The organism is Serratia ureilytica, from assembly GCF_017309605.1.
GTDB lineage: Bacteria > Pseudomonadota > Gammaproteobacteria > Enterobacterales > Enterobacteriaceae > Serratia > Serratia ureilytica.
Map to the genome: position 1 here is coordinate 2,568,347 of NZ_CP071320.1, position 19,999 is coordinate 2,588,345.

The 19,999-nt window shown below is 57.9% G+C and carries 17 protein-coding genes; 11 read left to right on the forward strand and 6 right to left on the reverse strand.

What is annotated here, in order from left to right; translation table 11 throughout:
• Positions 1-2 precede the first annotated feature (2 nt).
• Both J0X03_RS11900 and J0X03_RS11905 read right to left on the reverse strand, forming a co-directional pair.
• Complete coding sequence (locus J0X03_RS11900; RefSeq protein WP_069100362.1) at positions 3-530, reverse strand: carboxymuconolactone decarboxylase family protein; 528 nt, start codon at positions 528-530, stop codon at positions 3-5.
• A 3-nt stretch (positions 531-533) separates the two neighbouring features.
• The gene (locus J0X03_RS11905; protein ID WP_230358676.1) at positions 534-1,571 is read right to left on the reverse strand and encodes a cyclase family protein; all 1,038 of its coding nucleotides are present in this window, start codon (positions 1,569-1,571) and stop codon (positions 534-536) included.
• Between J0X03_RS11905 and J0X03_RS11910 the strand changes: the two genes are divergently transcribed.
• A complete protein-coding gene (locus J0X03_RS11910; RefSeq protein WP_226772939.1) occupies positions 1,561-2,256 on the forward strand; it encodes a helix-turn-helix domain-containing protein in 696 nt (231 codons plus the stop codon). The two genes, J0X03_RS11905 and J0X03_RS11910, sit on opposite strands and share 11 nt — an antisense overlap.
• A 68-nt stretch (positions 2,257-2,324) precedes the next feature.
• On the forward strand, positions 2,325-3,230 hold the full coding sequence (locus J0X03_RS11915) for a LysR family transcriptional regulator (protein ID WP_160204292.1): 906 nt from the start codon (positions 2,325-2,327) through the stop codon (positions 3,228-3,230).
• A 40-nt stretch (positions 3,231-3,270) separates the two neighbouring features.
• Here J0X03_RS11915 and J0X03_RS11920 read toward each other — a convergent pair whose 3' ends face one another.
• Positions 3,271-3,912 (reverse strand): TetR/AcrR family transcriptional regulator, encoded by a 642-nt coding sequence (locus J0X03_RS11920; protein WP_160204291.1) that lies wholly within the window; start codon positions 3,910-3,912, stop codon positions 3,271-3,273.
• A gap of 93 nt (positions 3,913-4,005) precedes the next feature.
• Between J0X03_RS11920 and J0X03_RS11925 the strand changes: the two genes are divergently transcribed.
• Complete coding sequence (locus J0X03_RS11925) at positions 4,006-4,671, forward strand: O-methyltransferase (protein ID WP_096242244.1); 666 nt, start codon at positions 4,006-4,008, stop codon at positions 4,669-4,671.
• Positions 4,672-4,856: 185 nt separating this feature from the next.
• Here the strand turns inward: J0X03_RS11925 and J0X03_RS11930 are convergent, their stop codons facing one another.
• Complete coding sequence (locus tag J0X03_RS11930; protein WP_096242243.1) at positions 4,857-5,942, reverse strand: DUF4917 family protein; 1,086 nt, start codon at positions 5,940-5,942, stop codon at positions 4,857-4,859.
• An 8-nt stretch (positions 5,943-5,950) separates the two neighbouring features.
• The gene (locus J0X03_RS11935) at positions 5,951-6,424 is read right to left on the reverse strand and encodes an SLATT domain-containing protein (RefSeq protein ID WP_122003826.1); all 474 of its coding nucleotides are present in this window, start codon (positions 6,422-6,424) and stop codon (positions 5,951-5,953) included.
• A gap of 245 nt (positions 6,425-6,669) precedes the next feature.
• Between J0X03_RS11935 and J0X03_RS11940 the strand changes: the two genes are divergently transcribed.
• The 8 genes from J0X03_RS11940 to J0X03_RS11975 all read left to right on the forward strand — a co-directional run bounded on the left by J0X03_RS11940 (position 6,670) and on the right by J0X03_RS11975 (position 15,953).
• Positions 6,670-7,719: a dipeptidase gene (locus J0X03_RS11940; RefSeq protein WP_160204289.1), complete on the forward strand. Its 1,050-nt coding sequence runs from the start codon at positions 6,670-6,672 to the stop codon at positions 7,717-7,719.
• A 117-nt stretch (positions 7,720-7,836) separates the two neighbouring features.
• Positions 7,837-7,914 carry a pyrroloquinoline quinone precursor peptide PqqA gene (gene pqqA, locus J0X03_RS11945; protein WP_004937827.1) on the forward strand — a complete coding sequence of 26 codons (78 nt, stop codon included), beginning with the start codon at positions 7,837-7,839 and terminating at the stop codon, positions 7,912-7,914.
• Between the two features lie 58 nt (positions 7,915-7,972).
• Complete coding sequence (gene pqqB, locus J0X03_RS11950; RefSeq protein ID WP_033643061.1) at positions 7,973-8,884, forward strand: pyrroloquinoline quinone biosynthesis protein PqqB; 912 nt, start codon at positions 7,973-7,975, stop codon at positions 8,882-8,884.
• Between the two features lie 9 nt (positions 8,885-8,893).
• Positions 8,894-9,649 carry a pyrroloquinoline-quinone synthase PqqC gene (pqqC, locus tag J0X03_RS11955; RefSeq protein WP_089194742.1) on the forward strand — a complete coding sequence of 252 codons (756 nt, stop codon included), beginning with the start codon at positions 8,894-8,896 and terminating at the stop codon, positions 9,647-9,649.
• The gene (pqqD, locus tag J0X03_RS11960) at positions 9,649-9,927 is read left to right on the forward strand and encodes a pyrroloquinoline quinone biosynthesis peptide chaperone PqqD (RefSeq protein ID WP_033643059.1); all 279 of its coding nucleotides are present in this window, start codon (positions 9,649-9,651) and stop codon (positions 9,925-9,927) included. The genes pqqC and pqqD overlap by 1 nt, the downstream gene beginning before the upstream one ends.
• Positions 9,920-11,056, forward strand: a complete 1,137-nt coding sequence (gene pqqE, locus J0X03_RS11965) for a pyrroloquinoline quinone biosynthesis protein PqqE (RefSeq protein ID WP_160204288.1) — start codon at positions 9,920-9,922, stop codon at positions 11,054-11,056. The genes pqqD and pqqE overlap by 8 nt, the downstream gene beginning before the upstream one ends.
• Positions 11,057-11,058: 2 nt before the next feature.
• Positions 11,059-13,368: a pyrroloquinoline quinone biosynthesis protein PqqF gene (pqqF, locus tag J0X03_RS11970; RefSeq protein ID WP_160204287.1), complete on the forward strand. Its 2,310-nt coding sequence runs from the start codon at positions 11,059-11,061 to the stop codon at positions 13,366-13,368.
• A gap of 149 nt (positions 13,369-13,517) precedes the next feature.
• Entirely contained in the window at positions 13,518-15,953 is a 2,436-nt protein-coding gene (locus J0X03_RS11975; protein ID WP_160204286.1) for a glucose/quinate/shikimate family membrane-bound PQQ-dependent dehydrogenase, read from the forward strand.
• A gap of 443 nt (positions 15,954-16,396) precedes the next feature.
• Here J0X03_RS11975 and J0X03_RS11980 read toward each other — a convergent pair whose 3' ends face one another.
• Entirely contained in the window at positions 16,397-19,477 is a 3,081-nt protein-coding gene (locus J0X03_RS11980) for an autotransporter domain-containing protein (RefSeq protein WP_230358678.1), read from the reverse strand.
• Between the last annotated feature and the right edge of the window lie 522 nt (positions 19,478-19,999).

Consider the following 19,999-nt stretch of genomic DNA (forward strand, 5'->3'; position numbering starts at 1 on the left):
ACTCAATCCGTTGACATGTTTTCCCAGGACGTCGCTTGATCGTCCAGATCGATTTCCAGCGTTTCCAAAAAGCGCGCCGTCATCATGTAGTGCCCAATCATTAATGACAGCTCAGCCAGTTGAACCTCATCGTAATAGTGCCTGACCGCGTGAAATGTGTCGGCAGAGACCTTCACCTGTTTCACGCATTCATCGACAAAATGCAAGATGGCGACCCCTCTAGCGTCGATGCCCACACCCTGCTCTATTTTTTCTATGTCGTCATCGTGCCACCCCGCAAGGATCGCCAGTGGGTAGTGTTGCATGCGTTCATAAGCGCTGCCGCTCAACGCGCCAACCCTTAATATGATCATTTCCCGATCTTTATCGCACAGTCGCCCGGCAGGAAAGGAAGCCCCCAGGGACAGATATCCCTGCGCCGAACGGCTGGTTTTCAACAGCCCCAGCGTAAGGTTGGCGGGGAAACGGGCATATTGCTGCTGCTGTTCAGCCGTTAATTCACTCACCGTCGGCAGTTTTATTCTGGCCATCGTTTATTCTCCTGCGCGTTCATCGATAATTGCAACCGGCCGTGCCCAGCCGGCGGATGCCTTATAAACCTTGACCGGCAGGCTGATCACGTTAAATCCACAGGGCGGCAGCAATTCAAGATTGCACAGTTTTTCAATCTGGCAATAAGGATATTGACTGCCGGCATAATGCCCTTCCCAAATAAGCGAAACATCGCCGCTTTGTTCAAATTTGGTGCGCGTATGGCTGAATGGCGCGTCCCAGCTCCAGGCATCGGTGCCGACCACCCTGACGCCGCGCTCGGTAAGATACAGCGTCGCTTCACGGCCCATGCCGCAACCGCGATGAATGAAATCTTCGCTGCCGTAACGCCCGCCGGCCGCCGTGTTGACCAGGACGATATCGCCGGCGGTGATATGATGGCCGATCTTCGCTAATTCACGCTCAATATCATGCGCAGTGGCCACATAACCGTCGGGAAAATGGCGAAAATCCAATTTGACGCCAGGGCCGATACACCATTCCAACGGTATTTCATCAATGGTTTTTGACGCCGATCCGTCATCCATATGTGAATGGTAGTGATAAGGGGCGTCCATATGCGTCCCAGCATGGGTGCTCATGCGGACAAACTCCACCGCCCAGCCCTCCTGACGCGGCAGCTCCCGGGGATCCAGGCCGGGAAATGATTCCGCCAGCTGCAACGCTCCGCGCTTGTTATCAACATACTCGATTTCCGGCAGAAAACTTTCCGGATCGGAGGCGATCCCGCTCATCAGCGGCACCGAAAGATCAATGATTTTGCCGTACATAAGGTTACCTTTATCCAGGGGAATGACCTGCCCAGAGTAAGCTTTCCCCATAGAATAGAAATGCCGATTATCAGACAACTTATTGTTATAATAGGAAGGCGCAGCCATGAGCGGACAGGAAGGCGTCATGAAACCGTCAGAATTGACCGGGGAAGCCCCAATATCGATTTGGTTCAGAAATAAATCCTGGCCGGCAGGAGCGCAATTCCCTTTACAGGCGTTGCCCTGGGGAAAACTGATGTATTCCATGAAAGGGCTGGTGGAAATAAATATTGAGAGCAATATTTATTTATCCACGCCGGAATATGCCATTTGGCTTCCCGTTAATACCGAACATGAATCCGTCGCAAAGAGTGCAATTGATTATGTCATTCTTCATGTCAGTCCCCCACTATGCCAATTCTTACCGAACAAACCGCAAACCCTGCGGCTGAATAAGGTCGTCAAAGCGGTGCTGGCCGATTTTTCAGAAAGGCGTATTGGCTATCCGCGCACGCCTCAGGACCAGACGTTGGTTACCGCGTTGCTTGAGCAGCTGGCGCTGTCGGAGCGTTTTGACAGCTATCTGCCGCTCGGCAGCGACGACGTTATCAAGATCATGACCGAAAAGATGAGCGCCGCGCCGCACGATCTCAACACGCTGGCACAATGGTCGGGCATGCTGGGCTTGAGTGAGCGTACGCTGTCTCGGCGATTTCTCGCCGCTACCGGCATCTCTTTCAATGAATGGAAGCTGAGAAGCAAAACCCTCATGGCGATGAGGCTGTTGCAGGAAGGGAAAGCCGTCAAATATGTCGCCTCTACCCTGGGGTATAACGATCCTTCCGCCTTTATCGCCATGTTCAGACGACAAACGGGCCAGTCTCCCTCTGGTTTTTTAGCGGTAAGTCATGGCACATCGAAAACAGGCTCAGGCATAATGCATGGCGACTGATGCAGCATTAGCACGCACAAACTGCATCGAACGCCTTCCCCCTATTCAGCACGACAGGATGCGCACGCATGACAGACCCTGATTTCAACCTGCTGATCGCGCTCGACGCGCTGCTGACGGCGGGCAGCGTTGCCGGCGCGGCGCGACGTCTCGGTTTAAGCGCCTCGGCGATGAGCCGTACCCTCAGCCGACTGCGCACGGCGACCGGCGATCCCCTGCTGGTGCGTGCCGGCCGTCATATGGTGCTGACGCCCTACGCCGAAACGCTGCGCGAGCGGGCGCGGCACGCGGCGTTCGAAGCGCGCGCTGTGTTGCGTCCGGCGCAGGGAGCATTGGATCCCGCCGCGCTGGATCGTACCTTCACCCTGCGCGCCAACGACGGCTTTGTCGAGGCCTTCGGCCCGGCGCTGATCGCCGCCGCCGCCGAACAGGCGCCGCGAGTGCGGCTGCGCTTTGCGCCCAAGCCGGAGAAAAGCGACCGCCCCCTGCGTGAAGGTCTGGTCGATCTGGAGATAGGCGTACTGGGTGACATGGGCCCGGAAATCCGCCTGCAGGCGCTGTTTCGCGATCGCTTCGTTGGCGTGATGAGAACCACGCATCCGCTGGCGCAACAGCCGGAGATCGGCGCCGCCGACTACGCCGCCTGCGGCCACGTGGTGGCCTCGCGCAGCGGGCGCATCCTCGGGCCGGTAGATGCCGCACTGGCGGAGCTGGGGCTGACGCGCCAGATTGCCGCCGTGGTGCCGAGCTTTCCGGCCGCGCTGGCGGTGGCGCAGGCCTCGAACCTGCTGGCGCTGTTGCCCGCCTCCTTCCTGCAGGCTCAACCGGCCGACGGCCCGCTGCGCGTCTTCGAGCTGCCGGTGAAAACGCCGCCCATTACCGTCTCGCAAATGTGGCACCCGCGTCTGGACGCCGAGGCGGATCACCGTTGGCTGCGGCAGTTGGTGTTGGCCGTTTGTCGCCAATGGGTGTAGACACCGCGCGCAGCAGGTGACAATGTCACCCAATATTCTCTTATGGTGCCGCGCGCGCGTTTAAATCGGCCAGATAAGCGCAGAACATGTCCGCCATCGCATCGGCATAAGACGCGATCTCGGTATCGGTTCGCGGCGTTTCGGAGAATTGCTTGCCCGCCGCCCCCAACGTGCCGACGATCAGATCGCCCGCCAACCGACGAGTGAACGGCGGCACATCAGGCAACGCTTCGCACATGAAAACCTGCACGATACCCTTGCCGGTCGCCTTCACCGCCTGTGCCTCCGGCGCATCTCGGTAAAGCGGCGCCGCATCATTCAACGCTACGCGCATCTGCGCTTCTTCACATTCCGAACGGATAAATGCCTGCGCCAGCAACCGCAGGCGCTCGTACGGCGTTTTCTCGCGGTCGGCCAAAATACGGCTCAGCATATCGGTGGTCTGTCGCCATTCGTCGCTCTGCAAACGAAACAGGATTGCCGCCTTGTTGGGGAAATACTGATAAAGCGACCCGACGCTGACGCCGGCACGTTCAGCCACTCTGGCGGTAGTGAAACGTGCCGCCCCCTCCTGCGCCAAAACCTGAATAGCAGCGGTCAGAATGGCGGAAACCAGTTCGGCAGATCGCGCCTGTTGTGGTTGTTTTCTCGAGGAAATTTGCTTACTGCGGCGTTCAGTCATAGCGGACGGCCAATGCGAATAGAGGAATACGAATAGTTCGTCATATTATAGCGGCATGCGCTAACGCGCTCCATTTACGACAGGAAATTAGCCATGAGTACCCTGACCACTGCCCCCTTAGCGCCGCTGCTAAGCCGCCTGTTTCAACAGGCATCCCGCCGCTCGCCGGCGCTTGCCGCCCTGTTCCGCGACGTGCCGGACGCAGAGCAAAGCCGGCTGATGCAGAGCAAAACCGAGTATCGCGAACTCTACCACCGCCTGAAGGATTTCCCGCTGGCCGTGTCGCCGGCAACCGGCGCATTGCTGTATATGTTGGCGCGCGGTTGCCGGGCGCAAAACATCGTCGAATTCGGCACGTCGTTCGGCATTTCTACTCTGCACCTGGCCGCCGCACTGCGCGATAATGGCGGCGGCCGATTGATTACCTGCGAGTTTGAACCGAGCAAAGCGGTGCAGGCGCGCAACAACCTGACTGAAGGCGGCGTCGTCGATCTGGTGGAGATCCGCGTCGGCGACGCCCTGGAAACGCTGCGCGACGATCTGCCGGCCACGGTCGATCTGCTGTTGCTCGACGGCGCCAAGGGACTTTACCCCGATATCCTCGCGCTGCTGGAAAATCGTCTGCGCCCCGGCGCGCTGATCGTCGCCGATAACGCCGATGACAGCCCAGATTATCTGGCGCGCGTGCGTTCTCCGGCGTCGGGTTATCTCTCCACGCCGTTCGCGGATGACGTCGAGCTGTCGATACGCCTTTTATAAAAAATTCCAATACAGTTTGGAATTACCAGTAAGTTAGAGAACGGAAGTATTGACTCCTCCAACTGATAAGTTATGAAATAAAATTCATCAGATTTATAACACCCAATTTATCCGTCAGGAGCTCCTGGCGGATAAATTAAATCTATTTTAAACTATTCTTGATAGCTTCTATTTAATGATGGATTTTAGTCATAAAACCTTCTTAAGCTGGTTAGTTTCTCGCCCTCTTTTAGATCGATTTTGAAGTCAAATTCACCACAATCAGGTGACTTTCTAGAGGGATTATTCCAGGCTCCAGGGCTTTCGGCATCAAAAAAAATAACATCTTGAACACCAATGCGAGAAAATATTCTTTTAACTCTTTCCATATACTCTTTATCTTCGCGAAAAACAGAAACCGCCACCCTAGATAATTCAGCTTTTTTTATTTGCTCAATGATATGCTGATCTTGCTGTCCAATACTCCAACCATATATAACCAATTTAGATTCCAGATTGGGTAGAACCTCATAAAACACCCTATCTAAATAACTGCTATTTGATATTGACCTAACTTTATCATCTTGTCGCCCCTCACAGACGAATACTGGAATAAAGGCATTTTTTTCCCAGCAGGATAAAATTTCGTTCAAAAGATCATGGGTGTAAAGATCAGGCCTGGTTATTATTTTTCTGGTCAAAAAGTCCTCTCTATGAAGGACTAGATTACCATGAGGATAAAAAAACAGTGTAGCCCCCGACGCCTCACCAATTGGCTCGAGGTATTTCTCCCAATCCTCATCCAGATAATAAGGAGTAAAGCAATCCTTGAACCATCGTCCTAGTTCATGATTGCCAAGCATTGCCGCCCAATATACGATAAGGTCATAATTAAGTGATGCTACAGTTTTAAATAACCTCATGAAATTATAAATACTTGGTAGATGCGGAAGCGCCTCGCTGTAAGAGATGTGAATATCACGGAGTGTTCTTATCAATGCATCTCTAATGTTTATATATGCTGAATCTATTAATGTGCAGTCAATATTCAAAACCTGATTAACTTGCTTAGCTTGCAATAGGTTTCGCAAGACAAATTCAAAATCATTTGCTTTGAAACTTTTGAATACACTGACTGAAAAGGCATTGAGATAATCACGGTGTTGTGCTTCTAGATATAACGAATCGTAATTAAATGAGTCTGATACGGCAATGCTTGCGCCATTACCTAAAATCAGACTGCCCGATAAAAAATGTTGCTCTATATCTTCCCATTTGTTGATCTTTTCCATTTCCATCCTTAGATACCACGATTTTTCAATGCAGATTTAGGTGTTAAGGGAGAGTTTTGAGAAATGTATTCCCATTCAATTCTCAAAACTTTAAGCTTTATGTCTAGCGCATCATCATCGAGCTTATCTTTTTTTGCGTGCAGATTTTCCAATTGTCGCCTTAGCTTTCCATAGTTTCCTGCCGCCGCACGATGTAATTCAGCTTTTTCTGAAAAGCGTCCAAATGAAACAAGTCCGGACAATGCTGCAGAAAGAATACTCATAGTGACTAGCATGAATTTCCACCATCCCTGCGCATCGAAGAAAAGGCATCCAGTAACAATCGTGGAACTCAGGATTAGGGCATACCCTGTTAGATCTGCTTTATTGTACAATTTTTCCGAACATACATAATGTCCTCGTTGCGCATTATATAAACGTTCATGCCAATCACTCATGAGTTCTATACGATTCTTGTAATCGTTCAGCTCCAGTCTATTCAAAGCCCCTCCCTAGTCAAAAAATTGAAATATGCAGTTTTAACTATAAGCAGTAAAATTAAATCCCTTCGAAGGGAAAGTTTAAAAATTTGACAACGACGTTTAAATATTGCCATGGAGCTCACTTAAAGAAAAGTTTTTACCAGTCAATTTTAGGCCTGATTGGTATCCAGTAAATCGTGAATGCTTGTTAACCATCATCCAATCAGGGAATATACGTGCATGATGCCTGACACAGTGAAACGCCCATGACGCTTCCCCCCCTTTGGCCGGTGTTCGACGGCCATAACGATCTGCTGCTCAACCTGTGGCTGCAGCACGATGACGATCCGGTCACCGCCTTTTATTCGCACGTCACGCCGGGCCACCTCGACTTTCCACGCATGCGGCGCGGCGGATTCTGCGGCGGGCTGTTCGCGGTGTTTATTCCTCCGGTCAGCTATATCGCCCAAATGCGTAATCAAACGCTGGAGGAAGCGCAGGCCGCGTTCGATCCGCTGGCGATAGCCGAACGGCAGATAGCCATCCTGCACCAGTTGGAACGTGCCTCTCAGGGGCAGTTGCGTCTCTGCCGCACGGCTACCGAGATAGAACAGTGCCGCCTCGACGGGCAAATCGCCGCGGTGCTGCATATCGAAGGTGCCGGCATGATCGACGCGGCGCTGACGCAGCTGGCGGCCTTCTATCGGCTGGGCGTGCGCAGCATCGGGCCGTTCTGGAATCTGCCGAACGCCTTCGGCACCGGCGTCAGCGGGCCGTTCCCCGGCTCACCCGATACCGGCCCCGGCCTGACGCCGGCCGGTGAAGCGCTGATCCGCGCCTGCAACCAGCGCCGCATCATGATTGACGTCTCACACATGAACGAGAAAACCTTCTGGCAAACCGCCGCGTTGAGCACCGCACCGCTGGTCGCCACCCATTCCAATGCCCACGCCCTCTGCCCGCAGCCGCGCAACCTGACCGACGCGCAGCTGGACGCTATCGCCCAGAGCGACGGTATGGTCGGCGTCAATTTCGGCACCGCCTTCCTGCGGGCTGACGGAAAACGTGACAGTGCAACGACCGGCTTAACAGAAATTGTTAAACACGTTGAGTATTTGATCGCTAAACTTGGTGAAGATCGCGTGGGATTTGGCTCTGATTTTGACGGGGTCAACGTACCGCAATCGTTGGAGGACGCAGCAGGCCTGCCGCGCCTGACGCAAGCGCTGGCGCAGGCCGGGTTCGATAACCGGCTGCTGGAGAAGCTGACCTGGCGCAACTGGCTGAACGTGCTCGCCGCCACCTGGGGTGAATAACCCGGTTACGCTTTAAAGGTTGCGATCTCCGTCACATTTCGTCAACATTGAGCCAGCCGAATGCGAACGTTTCTCATTGGGTTCGACATATTACGATGCATGCTAAGGAGCACCGCTATGACTACCTGGACCAAACCTGAGTTTGTTGACCTGCGTCTGGGGCTGGAAGTGACGCTGTACATTTCCAACCGTTAATCGCCTGTCTGCCCGCCTTTCGCGCGGGCATTTCTTTCCTTCTTTTTCTGGTTCAGACATGCAGATAAAAGTTCTCGGCTCGGCAGCGGGCGGCGGCTTTCCCCAGTGGAATTGCAACTGCGACAACTGCCGGGGCGTTCGCAGCCACAGCATCAACGCCACGCGCCGCACGCAGTCTTCCATCGCCGTCAGCGACGACGGTAAAAACTGGGTGCTGTGCAACGTTTCCCCGGACATTTGCCATCAGCTGCTGGCCTCGCCCGAATTGAACAATCCCGACGTGCTGCGCGGCACCGGCATCGGCGCGATCGTGCTGACCGACAGCCAGATCGATCACAGCGCGGGCTTGCTCAATTTGCGTGAGGGCTGCCCGCATCAGGTCTGGTGCACCCCCGAAGTGCACGACGATCTCAGCACCGGTTTCCCGGTGTTTCCCATGCTCTCTCACTGGAACGGCGGGTTAATCCATCACCCGGTGACGCCCGGCGAACCGTTCCACACGGCGGTCTGCCCAAACGTGCGCTTCACCGCCATTCCGCTGCTCAGCAACGCGCCGCCCTATTCGCCGTACCGCGATCGCCCGCTGCCGGGCCACAACGTGGCGCTGTTTATCGAAGATACCGCGCGCGGGGTCGGTCTGCTGTACGCGCCGGGCCTGGGTGAGCCGGACGAGGCTTTGATGCCCTGGCTGCGCCGGGCGGATTGCCTGCTGATCGACGGCACGCTCTGGCGCGACAACGAGCTGGCCAACGCCGGCGTGGGGCGCAATACCGGCAAAGACATGGGGCATCTGGCGCTGGCGGAAGAGCACGGGCTGGCGGCCCTGCTCAGTACCTTGCCCGCCAAACGCAAGATCTTGATCCACATTAACAATACCAACCCGATCCTCAATGAAGACTCCGCGGAACGGCAGAGCCTGAGCGCCGCCGGCATCGAAGTGAGCTGGGACGGCATGAATATCGAACTGTAGGGAATCGCCATGACGCAACCACTCCCCCTGACTCCGCAGGCATTTGAAGCGGCGCTGCGCGCCAAAGGCGCTTATTATCATATCCACCACCCGTATCACATCGCGATGCACAACGGCGAAGCGACCCGTGAGCAGATCCAGGGCTGGGTGGCCAACCGTTTCTACTATCAGACCAGCATTCCGATCAAGGATGCGGCGATCATGGCCAACTGCCCGCAGCCGGAAACCCGTCGCAAATGGGTGCAGCGCATTCTGGATCACGACGGTTACGGCGGCAGCGAAGGCGGCATCGAGGCCTGGCTGCGCCTCGGCGAGGCGGTTGGGCTGCAGCGCGACGCCCTGCTATCCGAGCAACTGGTGCTGCCCGGCGTGCGTTTCGCGGTGGATGCCTACGTCAACTTCGCGCGCCGCGCCTGTTGGCAGGAAGCGGCCTGCAGCTCGCTGACCGAATTGTTTGCGCCGCAGATCCACCAGTCGCGCCTCGACAGCTGGCCGCAGCACTACCCGTGGATTGACGCCGCCGGCTACGACTATTTCCGCAGTCGCCTCGGCCAGGCCAACCGCGACGTGGAGCACGGGCTGGCGCTGGCGCTGGACTATTGCGATACCGTTGAAAAACAGCAGCGCATGCTGGAAATCCTGCAGTTCAAGCTGGATATTTTGTGGAGCATGCTGGACGCCATGAGCATGGCCTATACCCTGAACCGCCCGCCTTACCACAGCGTGACCGCCGCGCGGGTCTGGCACAATCAGAGGCTGGTGTAATGACACTGAATCCTGAACACACCCCCGTCTTCCGCCGCGGCTACCGCCTGCAATGGGAGCAGGTGCAAAACAGCCACGTGATCCTCTACCCGGAAGGCATGGCCAAACTAAACGACAGCGCCGCCGCCATCCTGCAGCTGGTTGACGGCAACACCACGCTGAACGGCATCATCGCGCAGCTGAACGCCCGCTTCCCCGGTGCCGAGGGGCTGGCGGACGACGTGCTGGCGTTTTTCCAGCGCGCCTACGAACAAAAATGGGTGACCTTCCGTGACTGAGCCACGCGCACCGGCGGTAAATCCGCCGCTCTGGCTGCTGGCGGAGCTGACCTATCGCTGCCCGCTGCAGTGCCCCTATTGCTCCAACCCGCTCGACTTTGCCGCGCAGGAAAAAGAACTGACTACCGCGCAGTGGATCGAGGTGTTTCGCCAGGCGCGGGCGATGGGCAGCGTACAGCTCGGTTTCTCCGGCGGCGAGCCGTTGGTGCGTAAAGACCTGCCCGAGCTGATCGCCGCCGCGCGCGATCTCGGGTTTTACACCAACCTGATCACCTCCGGCATCGGCCTGACCGAGAAAAAGCTGCAGACCTTCGCCGACGCCGGGCTGGATCATATTCAGATCAGTTTTCAGGCCAGCGATGAAACGCTGAACGCCGCACTGGCGGGCTCCGCCAAGGCGTTTCAGCAGAAGCTGGCGATGGCCAAGGCGGTCAAGGCCCTCGGCTATCCGATGGTGCTTAACTTCGTCTTGCATCGCCATAATATCGACCAGATCGACCGCATCATCGAACTGGCGATCCAGCTGGATGCCGACGACGTCGAGCTGGCGACCTGCCAGTTCTACGGCTGGGCGCACCTGAACCGTGAAGGCCTGCTGCCGACCCGCGAACAGATCGCCGAGGCGGAAGCCGTGGTGAAACGCTATCGCGAGCGCATGGCTGCCGACGGCAAGCTGGCCAACCTGCTGTTCGTCACGCCGGATTACTATGAGGAACGCCCCAAAGGCTGCATGGGCGGTTGGGGGGCTATTTTCATGAGCGTGACGCCGGAAGGCATGGCGTTACCCTGTCACAGCGCCCGTCAGTTACCGATCGCCTTTCCGTCGGTGCTGGAGCACGATCTGCAGCATATCTGGTATCACTCCTTCGGCTTTAACCGCTATCGCGGCTATGACTGGATGCCGGAGCCCTGCCGTTCCTGTTCGGAGAAAGAGAAAGACTACGGCGGCTGCCGCTGCCAGGCATTCATGCTGACCGGCGACGCCGACAACGCCGATCCGGTGTGCGGCAAGTCGCCGCACCACGGCACCATTCTGGCGGCGCGTGAAGCGGCGAATCGCTCGCAGATCGGCATCGATCAGCTGCGTTTTCGCAATCAGACCAACTCCCGATTGATCTTCAAGGGCTGACGATGACACTCGCCGCCTCGTGGCAGCTCGATAACGGTTTGGCCGTCAGGGCGATTAGCACCCCTGACGCCGAGGCCGCCGCCGCGCTGGTGCGCATCGAGGCGGGCAGCTTTCAGGCGCCTGCCGCCTGGCCGGGCCTGGCGCATCTGCTGGAGCATATGCTGTTTCGCGGCAGCGTGAACTTTAGCGCACAGGATGGGCTGATGGGCTGGACGCCGGCGGTCGGCGGCCGGTTAAACGCCACGACCCAGGCCACGCAAACCGCGTTTTTCTTTGAGGTGGGCGCCGAACAGCTGGCGGAGGGGTTGGCCAGGCTGATCGATATGCTCGCCGTCCCACAGCTGGCGGCTGAGGCAATCGCCCAGGAGATCGAGGTCATCGACGCCGAATATCGCCTGCTGCGCGCCGACGGTGAAACCCGCTGCGAAGCGGCGCAGCGGCAGATGTTCAGCGGCATTGACGCGTTGCACCGCTTTCATATCGGCAGCCGCGCCGCTTTCGGCAGCGATATTCCCGCGTTGCAACGGGCGCTGCGGCAGTTTCACCACCACTATTACCGCGCGCCGAACATCACGCTGTGGCTGCAAGGCCCGCAATCGCTCGAGCAGTTGCATGCGCTGGCGCAGCGCTACGGCGGCGCCTTGCCGCCGGGCAGCGTCGCGCCGCCCGAGGCATTGCCGCCGCTGGCCGCCGGGCAAGACTACACGCTGTCTCTCCCCGGCGCGCCGCAGCTGCGGTTGGTGTTTGCCCTGCCGCACTCCCGTTCACGCGGCTGGCTGCGGCGGCTGGAGCGTTTATTGCTGGACGAAGCCCCTGGCGGGCTGCTGACACGGCTGCGCGCTCACGCGTGGGCCGACGCCGTTAGGCTGGATTACGCCCGCTGCGCTGAAAACAGCGCCCTGCTGAGTTTTATTTTTACCGTCAATCACGGCGCGGCGTCTGAAGCCGCCCACATCGAAAGCACCTTGCTGGCCTGGTTGCAGGCGCTGATCGCGCTGACACCGGCTCAGCTTGCGCATTTCGGGCAACTGGCAAACCGCGATTTCCACCGTTTGGTGCCGCTCGATCAGTTGCGCGCCAGAGCATTTGGGCTGCCGCCGGTGGAGCCGAACGACGATTGGCCACGGCATATTTCGGCGCTGACTAGCGCGCCGCATCGCCGTCTGGCCGTGCTGCCTGAGGGAGGCGGTGAAACGCGTGAAATTCAAGGGCTGCCGTTGGCGCTCGCGCCCTTCGTCCGCACCGTGCCGACGCCCACAATAGATCCTTTCCGCTTTTTCTCCACCTCGGCGGCGCTGCCGATCCCGCCCCTGCCGGCCGGCCAGGCGCCGCTGCGGCATCTGCACCCCGACGAAGCGCAGCCGGTGCTGCTGCTGCGCCCATCGCCGCATGGCGCTCTCAGCGAAGAACAGGCCTGTGGTTTGCAGGCGGCATTGCGCCCTGGAGCGGCCGAGTTAGCCCATCGGGAGGGACATTTAAGCTTCGAGCGCCACCAGGGCGTGTGGTTGTTACAGCTGGCGGGCAGCGCAGCGCTGATCTGCCACGGTCTGAACGTCGTGAATCGAGCCCTGGCGGCGCTGCCGCCGGCCGTCATCAACGAGGCGGCGAGAAACCTGCGCCACGCGCAGCTCAAAGCGCAAAACGATATCGCCATTCGCCGCCTGTTAGCCCAATTGCCGGCGGCGTTGAGCGTATCAACGGCAACGGCCCCACTCTGGCATGCCACCCTGGTCGGCGGCGACGGCGAGTTAAAACGGCGGCTGTCGCATTTGCTGTATGACTTTCCTTTTCCCATAACCGACGAGGCTCAGCGGCCGGCGCCTCTGCATCACCACCCCGTCACCCTGACGGAAAGCGGCGCAGAACACGCCTTGCTGCAATTTTACCCGCTGCCGAACGACGAAGCCGAAGGGCGTTGGGCGCTGCGCGTGCTGGCCCGGCTTTACGCGCCGCGTTACTTCCAGCAGTTGCGCGTCGAGCGCAACGTGGGTTACGTGGTGCAATGCGCCTTTCATCGCAGCGCCGATGCCGAAGGCCTGCTGTTTGCACTGCAATCCCCGACGTTCGCCGTTGCGCAGCTGCGGCAGTTAACCGACGAATTCTTGCTGCAGATGCGCCATGAACTGGCGCACCTCGGCGCCGGCGAACTGGCGCTGGCGCAACAGGCGCTGCGGCAAAGCGTGCAGCGCCTCAGCGCCGAGCCGTTGCAACGCGCCCGGGAAATCGCCCTGGAAAATCGCCACCGGGTGGCGCAGGTTGCCTCTCTGCCTGCCGCGCAGCTCGTACACTGGCAGAAACGGATATTCCTCTAAGCCAAACCGAGGTTGTGCCGATAACGTCGGCTTTTCCCTCATAAATGCAGTTACATATCCTTAACAAGCGCACCTCCATCAATGTTACAATAGTCGCCAATAACGACCTTTTCACCTTTAAGAATCAGTATGTTATTGGAGATTATTCAATGTCAGATGCCAATGCACGTTCGGGCATAAAACTTACGCTGTGGTGTTGCCTGTTGGGCATCATCCTGGCCGCCACCGGCCTGTTCTTCACCGTCGCCGGCGGCAAACTGCTCTCGCTGGGCGGCAGCGCCTACTTCCTGATTGCCGGCCTCGTCATCCTGCTGTCGGCCATTCAGTTTTTCCGCCGCAAGTCCTCAGCGGTTTGGCTGTTCCTGGCGGTGTTCATCGGCACCGTCATTTGGGCGCCGTTGGACGCCGGTTTTGATTTTTGGCCGTTGATTTCCCGTCTGATGGTGCCGACCGGCCTGATGCTGCTGGCCTTCCTCACCTGGCCGGCGCTGCGCAAGCGCGAAGGCAAAGCGCCGTTGGCCAAGCCGGCTTACCTGCTCTCCGCCTTGCTGGCGGTCGGCATGGTCGGCGCCTTTGTCCAAATGTTCCAGCCGCATCCCACCGTTGCCTTCAGCGGCCAGCCGCTGCCGCTGATCCCGGTTGATAAAGCGCAACAGCAGAAAGATTGGGATAACTACGGCAATACGCCGGGCGGCAGCCGTTTCGTCGCGCTGAATCAGATCACCCGCGATAACGTGCGGGAGCTGAAAGTCGCCTGGACGTTCCATACGGGTGACATCCCTATCAGTCCCGATGGCAACGGCGCGGAAGATCAGCAAACGCCGCTGCAAATCGGCAACCGCATTTTCCTGTGCACGCCGCATAACAATGTGATCGCCGTCGACGCCGACAGCGGCAAAGAAATTTGGCGGCGAGAAGTCAACGCCAAGTCGCAGGTATGGAACCGCTGTCGCGGCCTGGCCTACTTCGATATCAACAAGCCGTTGCCCGCGCCGAGCGTGCCGGGTTCAACCCCCGCCGCGCCCGTCGCGCTGGCGGCCGGTGACAGCTGCCAACGACGCATATTGATGAACACCATCGACGCGCGCCTGATGGCGATTAACGCCGACAACGGCGAATTCTGCCAACACTTCGGCAACCAGGGCGTGGTGGACCTGAAGGCCGGTCTGGGCGACGCCGCCGATCCTAAATATCAACTGACGTCAGCGCCGACGCTGGCCGGCACCACCGTGGTGGTCGGCGGGCGCGTTGCCGATAACGTGCAAACCGATATGCCCGGCGGCGTGCTGCGCGGCTTCAACGTGATCACCGGCGAAATGCGCTGGGCGTTTGACCCGGGCAATCCGCAGCCGAACGCTGCCCTGAAACCGGATCAACACTTCGTGCGCAGCACCCCTAACTCCTGGGCGCCGATGTCGTACGATCCGGCGATGAACGCGGTCTTCCTGCCGATGGGCAGCTCCTCCGTCGATCTGTGGGGCGCCAACCGCAACGCGCTGGATCACCGATACGGCGCCTCGGTGCTGGCGCTCGACGCGACCACCGGCAAAGAGAAATGGGTCTATCAGACCGTGCATAACGATCTGTGGGACTTCGATCTGCCGATGCAGCCCAGCCTGCTCGACTTCCCGATGCAGGACGGCACCACCCGCCCTGCGCTGGTTATCGGCACCAAAAGCGGGCAGATCTTCGTGCTGGATCGCCATACCGGCAAACCGCTGACCGAAGTGAAGGAACTGCCGGTGAAGACCCGCACCATTCCGGGCGAGCAATATTCCGCCACGCAGCCGTTCTCCGTCGGCATGCCGCAGATTGGCGCGCAGAAGCTCAGCGAGTCCGACATGTGGGGCGCTACGCCATTCGATCAATTGATGTGCCGCATCAGCTTTAAATCGATGCGTTATGACGGCCTGTTCACCGCGCCGGACACCGACGTTTCCCTCAGCTTCCCCGGCTCGCTGGGCGGCATGAACTGGGGCGGTCTCTCTACCGATCCGAACAACCGTTATATTTTCGCCAACGATATGCGTCTGGGCCTGTGGGTGCAGATGATCCCGCAGAAAGCCGACGCAGGCGCGCCGGCCGGCAACGGCGGTGAAGCCGTGAATACCGGCATGGGCGCGGTCCCGCTCAAAGGCACGCCGTATGCCGTCAATAAGAATCGCTTCATGTCGCCGCTGGGCATTCCTTGCCAAAAACCGCCGTTCGGCACCCTCTCCGCCATCGATTTGCAGACGCGCAAAGTGGTGTGGCAGGTTCCGGTAGGAACGGTGCAGGATACCGGGCCGTTCGGCATCAAAATGCGCGCGCAGATGCCGGTCGGCATGCCGACGCTGGGCGGCACGCTGGCGACTCAAGGCGGCCTGGTGTTTATCGCCGGTACGCAGGATTATTATCTGCGCGCCTTTGATTCATCCACCGGGCAAGAGCTGTGGAAAGCGCGCTTGCCGGTCGGCAGCGGCGGCACGCCGATGAGTTACGTCTCGCCGACCACCGGTAAGCAGTATGTCGTCATTTCCGCCGGCGGCGCACGTCAGTCGCCGGATCGCGGTGATTACGTCATCGCCTACGCGCTGGATAAATAATCGCCGGAACGCCGGTTAAATAAAGCGGCGCACCGCGCTCAATGGGCATTTAGAGGGAGACGTTGCATGACGTCTCCTTTTTTTGGGTTTATTGCCTGAACAGCAGAATATTAACCATCCGTTTCATTTTCATCCCTTTTCTTCTATTTCTCTTACGGCGATACAGCACGCGCCACCGGCGCCGGTGATACTCACAGGCAATTGATATGTATAAGGTAAAAAATAATAAAATGAAGAGAAATTCCATGTTTCGGCCTAAATCCTTTTAGTCACTTCAGATGATTATCATCAATTTTTCTAACCAAAAGAATTAGAAACATCCTGTTCTAACGCGCCTTTATCCTGTGAAGACACCGCCGCCCGGCCTGTCGCTTCCGCGCGCCCCATAAAAAACCCCCATCGTTGCGATGGGGGCTGAGTAGCGTGAAACGGATCAACGGCTATCAGAAGCGCCAGGTCAGACCGGCATTGACGCTGTTGTCCTGATGGTTGGACGACAATTGCCCGCCGTAACCGAGGGACAACACGGCGTTTTTGTTAACCCAAACATCGACGCCCGCCTTCAGAACCGCCCCGTCGCGGGAAACGGGGACGCTGTTCACGTCGAACGCCGCATCGCTGCGTTTGAACATCAGCTGTGTTTTACGCTCCAGCTTGCCGTACTGATGTTGCCAACCCAGCTCGCCGCGCAGCGCGATCGCCACGCTGTCGGTCTGCCATTGCGTATCGGCGCGCAGGCCCAGCGTCGAAGCGGTGGCGGACTGACTTTGCTTATCGCCGCGCAGCGCCGCCGCCCCGCCTTGCTCGTTGATCCCCTCGTTGCGATAGTGGGTGTACGCCAGGTTGGCGAACGGCTCAAGATTGACCACGTCGTTGCTCCAATCGTAACCGCTTTCGATAAACAGCTGACCGGTGCGCGCGTTATAGCGGGCCTTTTCGCGATCCGCCTGCGCGCCGTAGTTTACCGAGCGCGACGTGTCGATGCGATGCCAGGTATAGGTGCCGCCCGCTCGCAGCGCCAACGCGCCGAAACGTTTGTCGCCGTACAGCCCCAGATGGTAGTTGTCGCTGTGAGCATCTGACTGATAGCCGCCATCCAGCGACGTGCGGGTATACCCGGTCATCACGCCCAGCCGGCCGTCGTCAAACAGTTCGCTGTCCAGACCCAACAGCACGCCATAGGTGGATGTCTGGTAACCGGTGGCGTTGTTGTTGCCGGAAGCATGCCCCCAGTTGCCCAGCAATTTCGCCCAGGCGCCATTATCATCCGCTTTGATATCGGAAGCGGTGCGGCGGCCTTCAGCCTGGCGCAAGCGCTCGGTGGCGGTATCGCGCAGATTACGGCTTTCGTTGATCTGGGCGGAAGCCATATCCGCGTGGATCTGGCCGGACAGTTGACGGGTCGCCTGCTGCAATTCTCTGGCCGAAGTGAAGCCGAGGAAGCTTTCATAAACCGGATGGCCGGCCACGGGGCTCGTCGCTTCGGTAACGGCTGTCGCCTCGCCTTCAACGCCCTGCAGTGCGGTTAGCGCTTCAGCGGTAGGCGCCGCGACGCTGCGTTTGGCCGTTTCCGTGACCGGTTCCGTGGCGTTGAGCGTTTCCACCGCCCGGGCGACCGCTTTCTCGTTTTCGGTGCTGGCCAGGCTGTCAAAACGGGCGGCGGTGCGCGTGATCCCAAGGCCAACGTCATTGCCCTGATAGTCCAGCGTCACGTTGACAAACGGATACGAAGGATTGGCGTTTTCGAAGCGGCCGGTCACGCCATCCGTCGTCGTCAGGATGGTGTATTTGTTGCCCAGCAGGCTTTGCGCCTCATTTTGCGACAGCAGGTTTTTGCTGTGCTCCAGGCTGACGTTCACACTGCCGCCGTAGAGGAAAGCGCGCCGCGCTTCGATTTTATCGCTGCGGCCATTGTCTGCGACCTCGACGTTATACTGCGAGCCGCGATCAAACACGGCGTCATGCAACACGTGCAGCGTACCGATGCCATTTCCCGGCGTCACGCTGCCGCCCCGAACCGCTCTGAACGCCCCCACCGTGCCGTCGCCGGCCAGCGTGCCGCTATTTTCGATATAGACATTGGACGCCACCGAACCGTTGATCGCCAGTACGCCCTGTTTCACCCAGGTGTCACCGCTGTAAGTATTATTGCCCAACAGCGCCAGCGTACCGGCGCCCGTTTTGGTCAACCCGCCGTGGCCGCGGATGTCATTGCTCCACGAATCGAAGTCGCATTCGCCCGACGTGCAACGCCGCTCAACCGGGGTTCCGGCTTCGACGATATTCCCCAGACCGGGGATATTCACCACGAACTGTTTTTCACTGTAGGAACCCGGCACATAGAATTCCTGCGGAATATCCTCTTGGGTGATAAACATCTTCGGCCCGTTGATCGCATCGCGTAAATTGACGCGGCCCCAGCCGAATAAATGATCAATGCCGGCCTCACCTAAATCGGTGGCGGTGGTTTTGATGACCGCGGATATTTGAGCGGCGCTCATATAAGGGAAGCGCTGCATCAATACGGCGGCAAATCCGGTGACGTGTGGCGCCGCCATTGAGGTGCCAGACATATTTCCGTAATCGGGTTTAACCGTCAGCTCACCCTTATTATAGGCTTCGCGGTTCACCGCCCCGCCGGTATTGGAAACCAGCTCCCCTACGCTGCTGTAAATACTGCTGCCCGGCGCTGACACGCAAAAACTGGCCGTATGTCCGCAGCTGGTTGAGGAAACGCTTAACTTATCGTTATTACTCAGATTGGTCACGATCAGATAATTGTTTAATACCTCAGGGAAAGCATAGGGAAGTGACTTTTGCGCCTCAGGAATATTGTAGTTATTGTAATTTCCTGCCGAGAAAACGATCAGCTTGCCATGCTTGGCGGCGCGCAGCAGCGTCGCCATGGCGCTGTGCCCGCCGGTGGGCACGGGTTGCTCGCTGCCCCATTCCAGGTTGGACTTATTGCGCATCACTTCATTGATGACGTCGGTTTTCACCCACGCCACATAGTCAGGCCGCCCGTTCGGCAGCCAAATGGTGTTGCCATTGGCATCCTTTCTGACCGCCGGTGGGATCCCCCAGCTGTTATTGATAACCCGGGCTGGGCTCTGGATCAGTTCTTCGCGGCCGTTGCGGTTGCCGAAGTCGTTCAACTTGGCGCCGATAATGTCCGCGTCGTAGGCGACGCCATGCATACCGGAGCCGTCTCTTTTGGCGGCTGCAATACCGGCGACATGCGTGCCATGCGTGCCGAATGACATATTATCTTGTTTATCATACGAGAAATTATAGCTGCCGTTATCCAGCCGCGTAAGTTTACCGGCAAATTCCGGATGAGAGAGAATGGCATCATCAATAACGCCAATCGTCACGCCTTTTCCGGTATAGCCTCTGGCATAGGCGAACTCGGCGGAAATAGCCTCAAGCCCCCATTGGCGATTAAACTCTGCGGTTTTCCAACTGTCGGGCGAATCTAATTGCCCTGGTTCCCGATAAGCAGCAAGAGATGAATGAAGAGACAAGCCATAACAACCCAGAAACACGCAATACGCTAACTTCAATTTTTTATTAAGTATCATTTTACGCTCCATGTTTATTTATACCCAGAAGAAAACTGACGTTTTAACTGCGCTGAAACCTCCTATGATCGTGAAACGACAGATAACGCATGCCTGCCCGACGCGGGCCGCATAAAACAGGCTGAGTGATAAAAATTCGGGCGTGCGGACATGAAGATGTCACCACGCCATACGCTTAGGGCGCAGAAGTGCAGACAGGTGGCGAATGTACGTTTGCCGGCGATAAACCCGGCGCCGTTATACCGGCACGGCTCGGCCATCCGGCCGAAGCGCGAGAATCAGGCTGTGAGTGCATCCCGCTCAATCATCCAGTTTTGTTAATGATTTTCATTCGCGAGGCTATCTTATACGTAAGCAAAGTGTCAACAGATGAAACAAAACATTTCTTGATTTGCATCATAACTTTCACCGCAAACGTCGGCGGCAAGTGCGTCGGCCACCGCTGAGCCGGGCATAACATGGCAC

Excerpts from the sequence above, each read along its gene's own strand:
- pqqD (WP_033643059.1), top strand. The coding sequence starts at position 9,649 with ATGACACTGAATCCTGAACACACCCCCGTCTTCCGCCGCGGCTACCGC.
- J0X03_RS11910 (WP_226772939.1), top strand. The coding sequence starts at position 1,561 with ATGTATTCCATGAAAGGGCTGGTGGAAATAAATATTGAGAGCAATATT.
- J0X03_RS11940 (WP_160204289.1), top strand. The coding sequence starts at position 6,670 with ATGACGCTTCCCCCCCTTTGGCCGGTGTTCGACGGCCATAACGATCTG.
- J0X03_RS11900 (WP_069100362.1), bottom strand. The coding sequence starts at position 530 with ATGGCCAGAATAAAACTGCCGACGGTGAGTGAATTAACGGCTGAACAG.
- pqqC (WP_089194742.1), top strand. The coding sequence starts at position 8,894 with ATGACGCAACCACTCCCCCTGACTCCGCAGGCATTTGAAGCGGCGCTG.
- J0X03_RS11925 (WP_096242244.1), top strand. The coding sequence starts at position 4,006 with ATGAGTACCCTGACCACTGCCCCCTTAGCGCCGCTGCTAAGCCGCCTG.
- pqqF (WP_160204287.1), top strand. The coding sequence starts at position 11,059 with ATGACACTCGCCGCCTCGTGGCAGCTCGATAACGGTTTGGCCGTCAGG.
- pqqA (WP_004937827.1), top strand. The coding sequence starts at position 7,837 with ATGACTACCTGGACCAAACCTGAGTTTGTTGACCTGCGTCTGGGGCTG.
- J0X03_RS11920 (WP_160204291.1), bottom strand. The coding sequence starts at position 3,912 with ATGACTGAACGCCGCAGTAAGCAAATTTCCTCGAGAAAACAACCACAA.
- pqqB (WP_033643061.1), top strand. The coding sequence starts at position 7,973 with ATGCAGATAAAAGTTCTCGGCTCGGCAGCGGGCGGCGGCTTTCCCCAG.
- J0X03_RS11915 (WP_160204292.1), top strand. The coding sequence starts at position 2,325 with ATGACAGACCCTGATTTCAACCTGCTGATCGCGCTCGACGCGCTGCTG.
- J0X03_RS11905 (WP_230358676.1), bottom strand. The coding sequence starts at position 1,571 with ATGGAATACATCAGTTTTCCCCAGGGCAACGCCTGTAAAGGGAATTGC.
- J0X03_RS11930 (WP_096242243.1), bottom strand. The coding sequence starts at position 5,942 with ATGGAAAAGATCAACAAATGGGAAGATATAGAGCAACATTTTTTATCG.
- J0X03_RS11975 (WP_160204286.1), top strand. The coding sequence starts at position 13,518 with ATGTCAGATGCCAATGCACGTTCGGGCATAAAACTTACGCTGTGGTGT.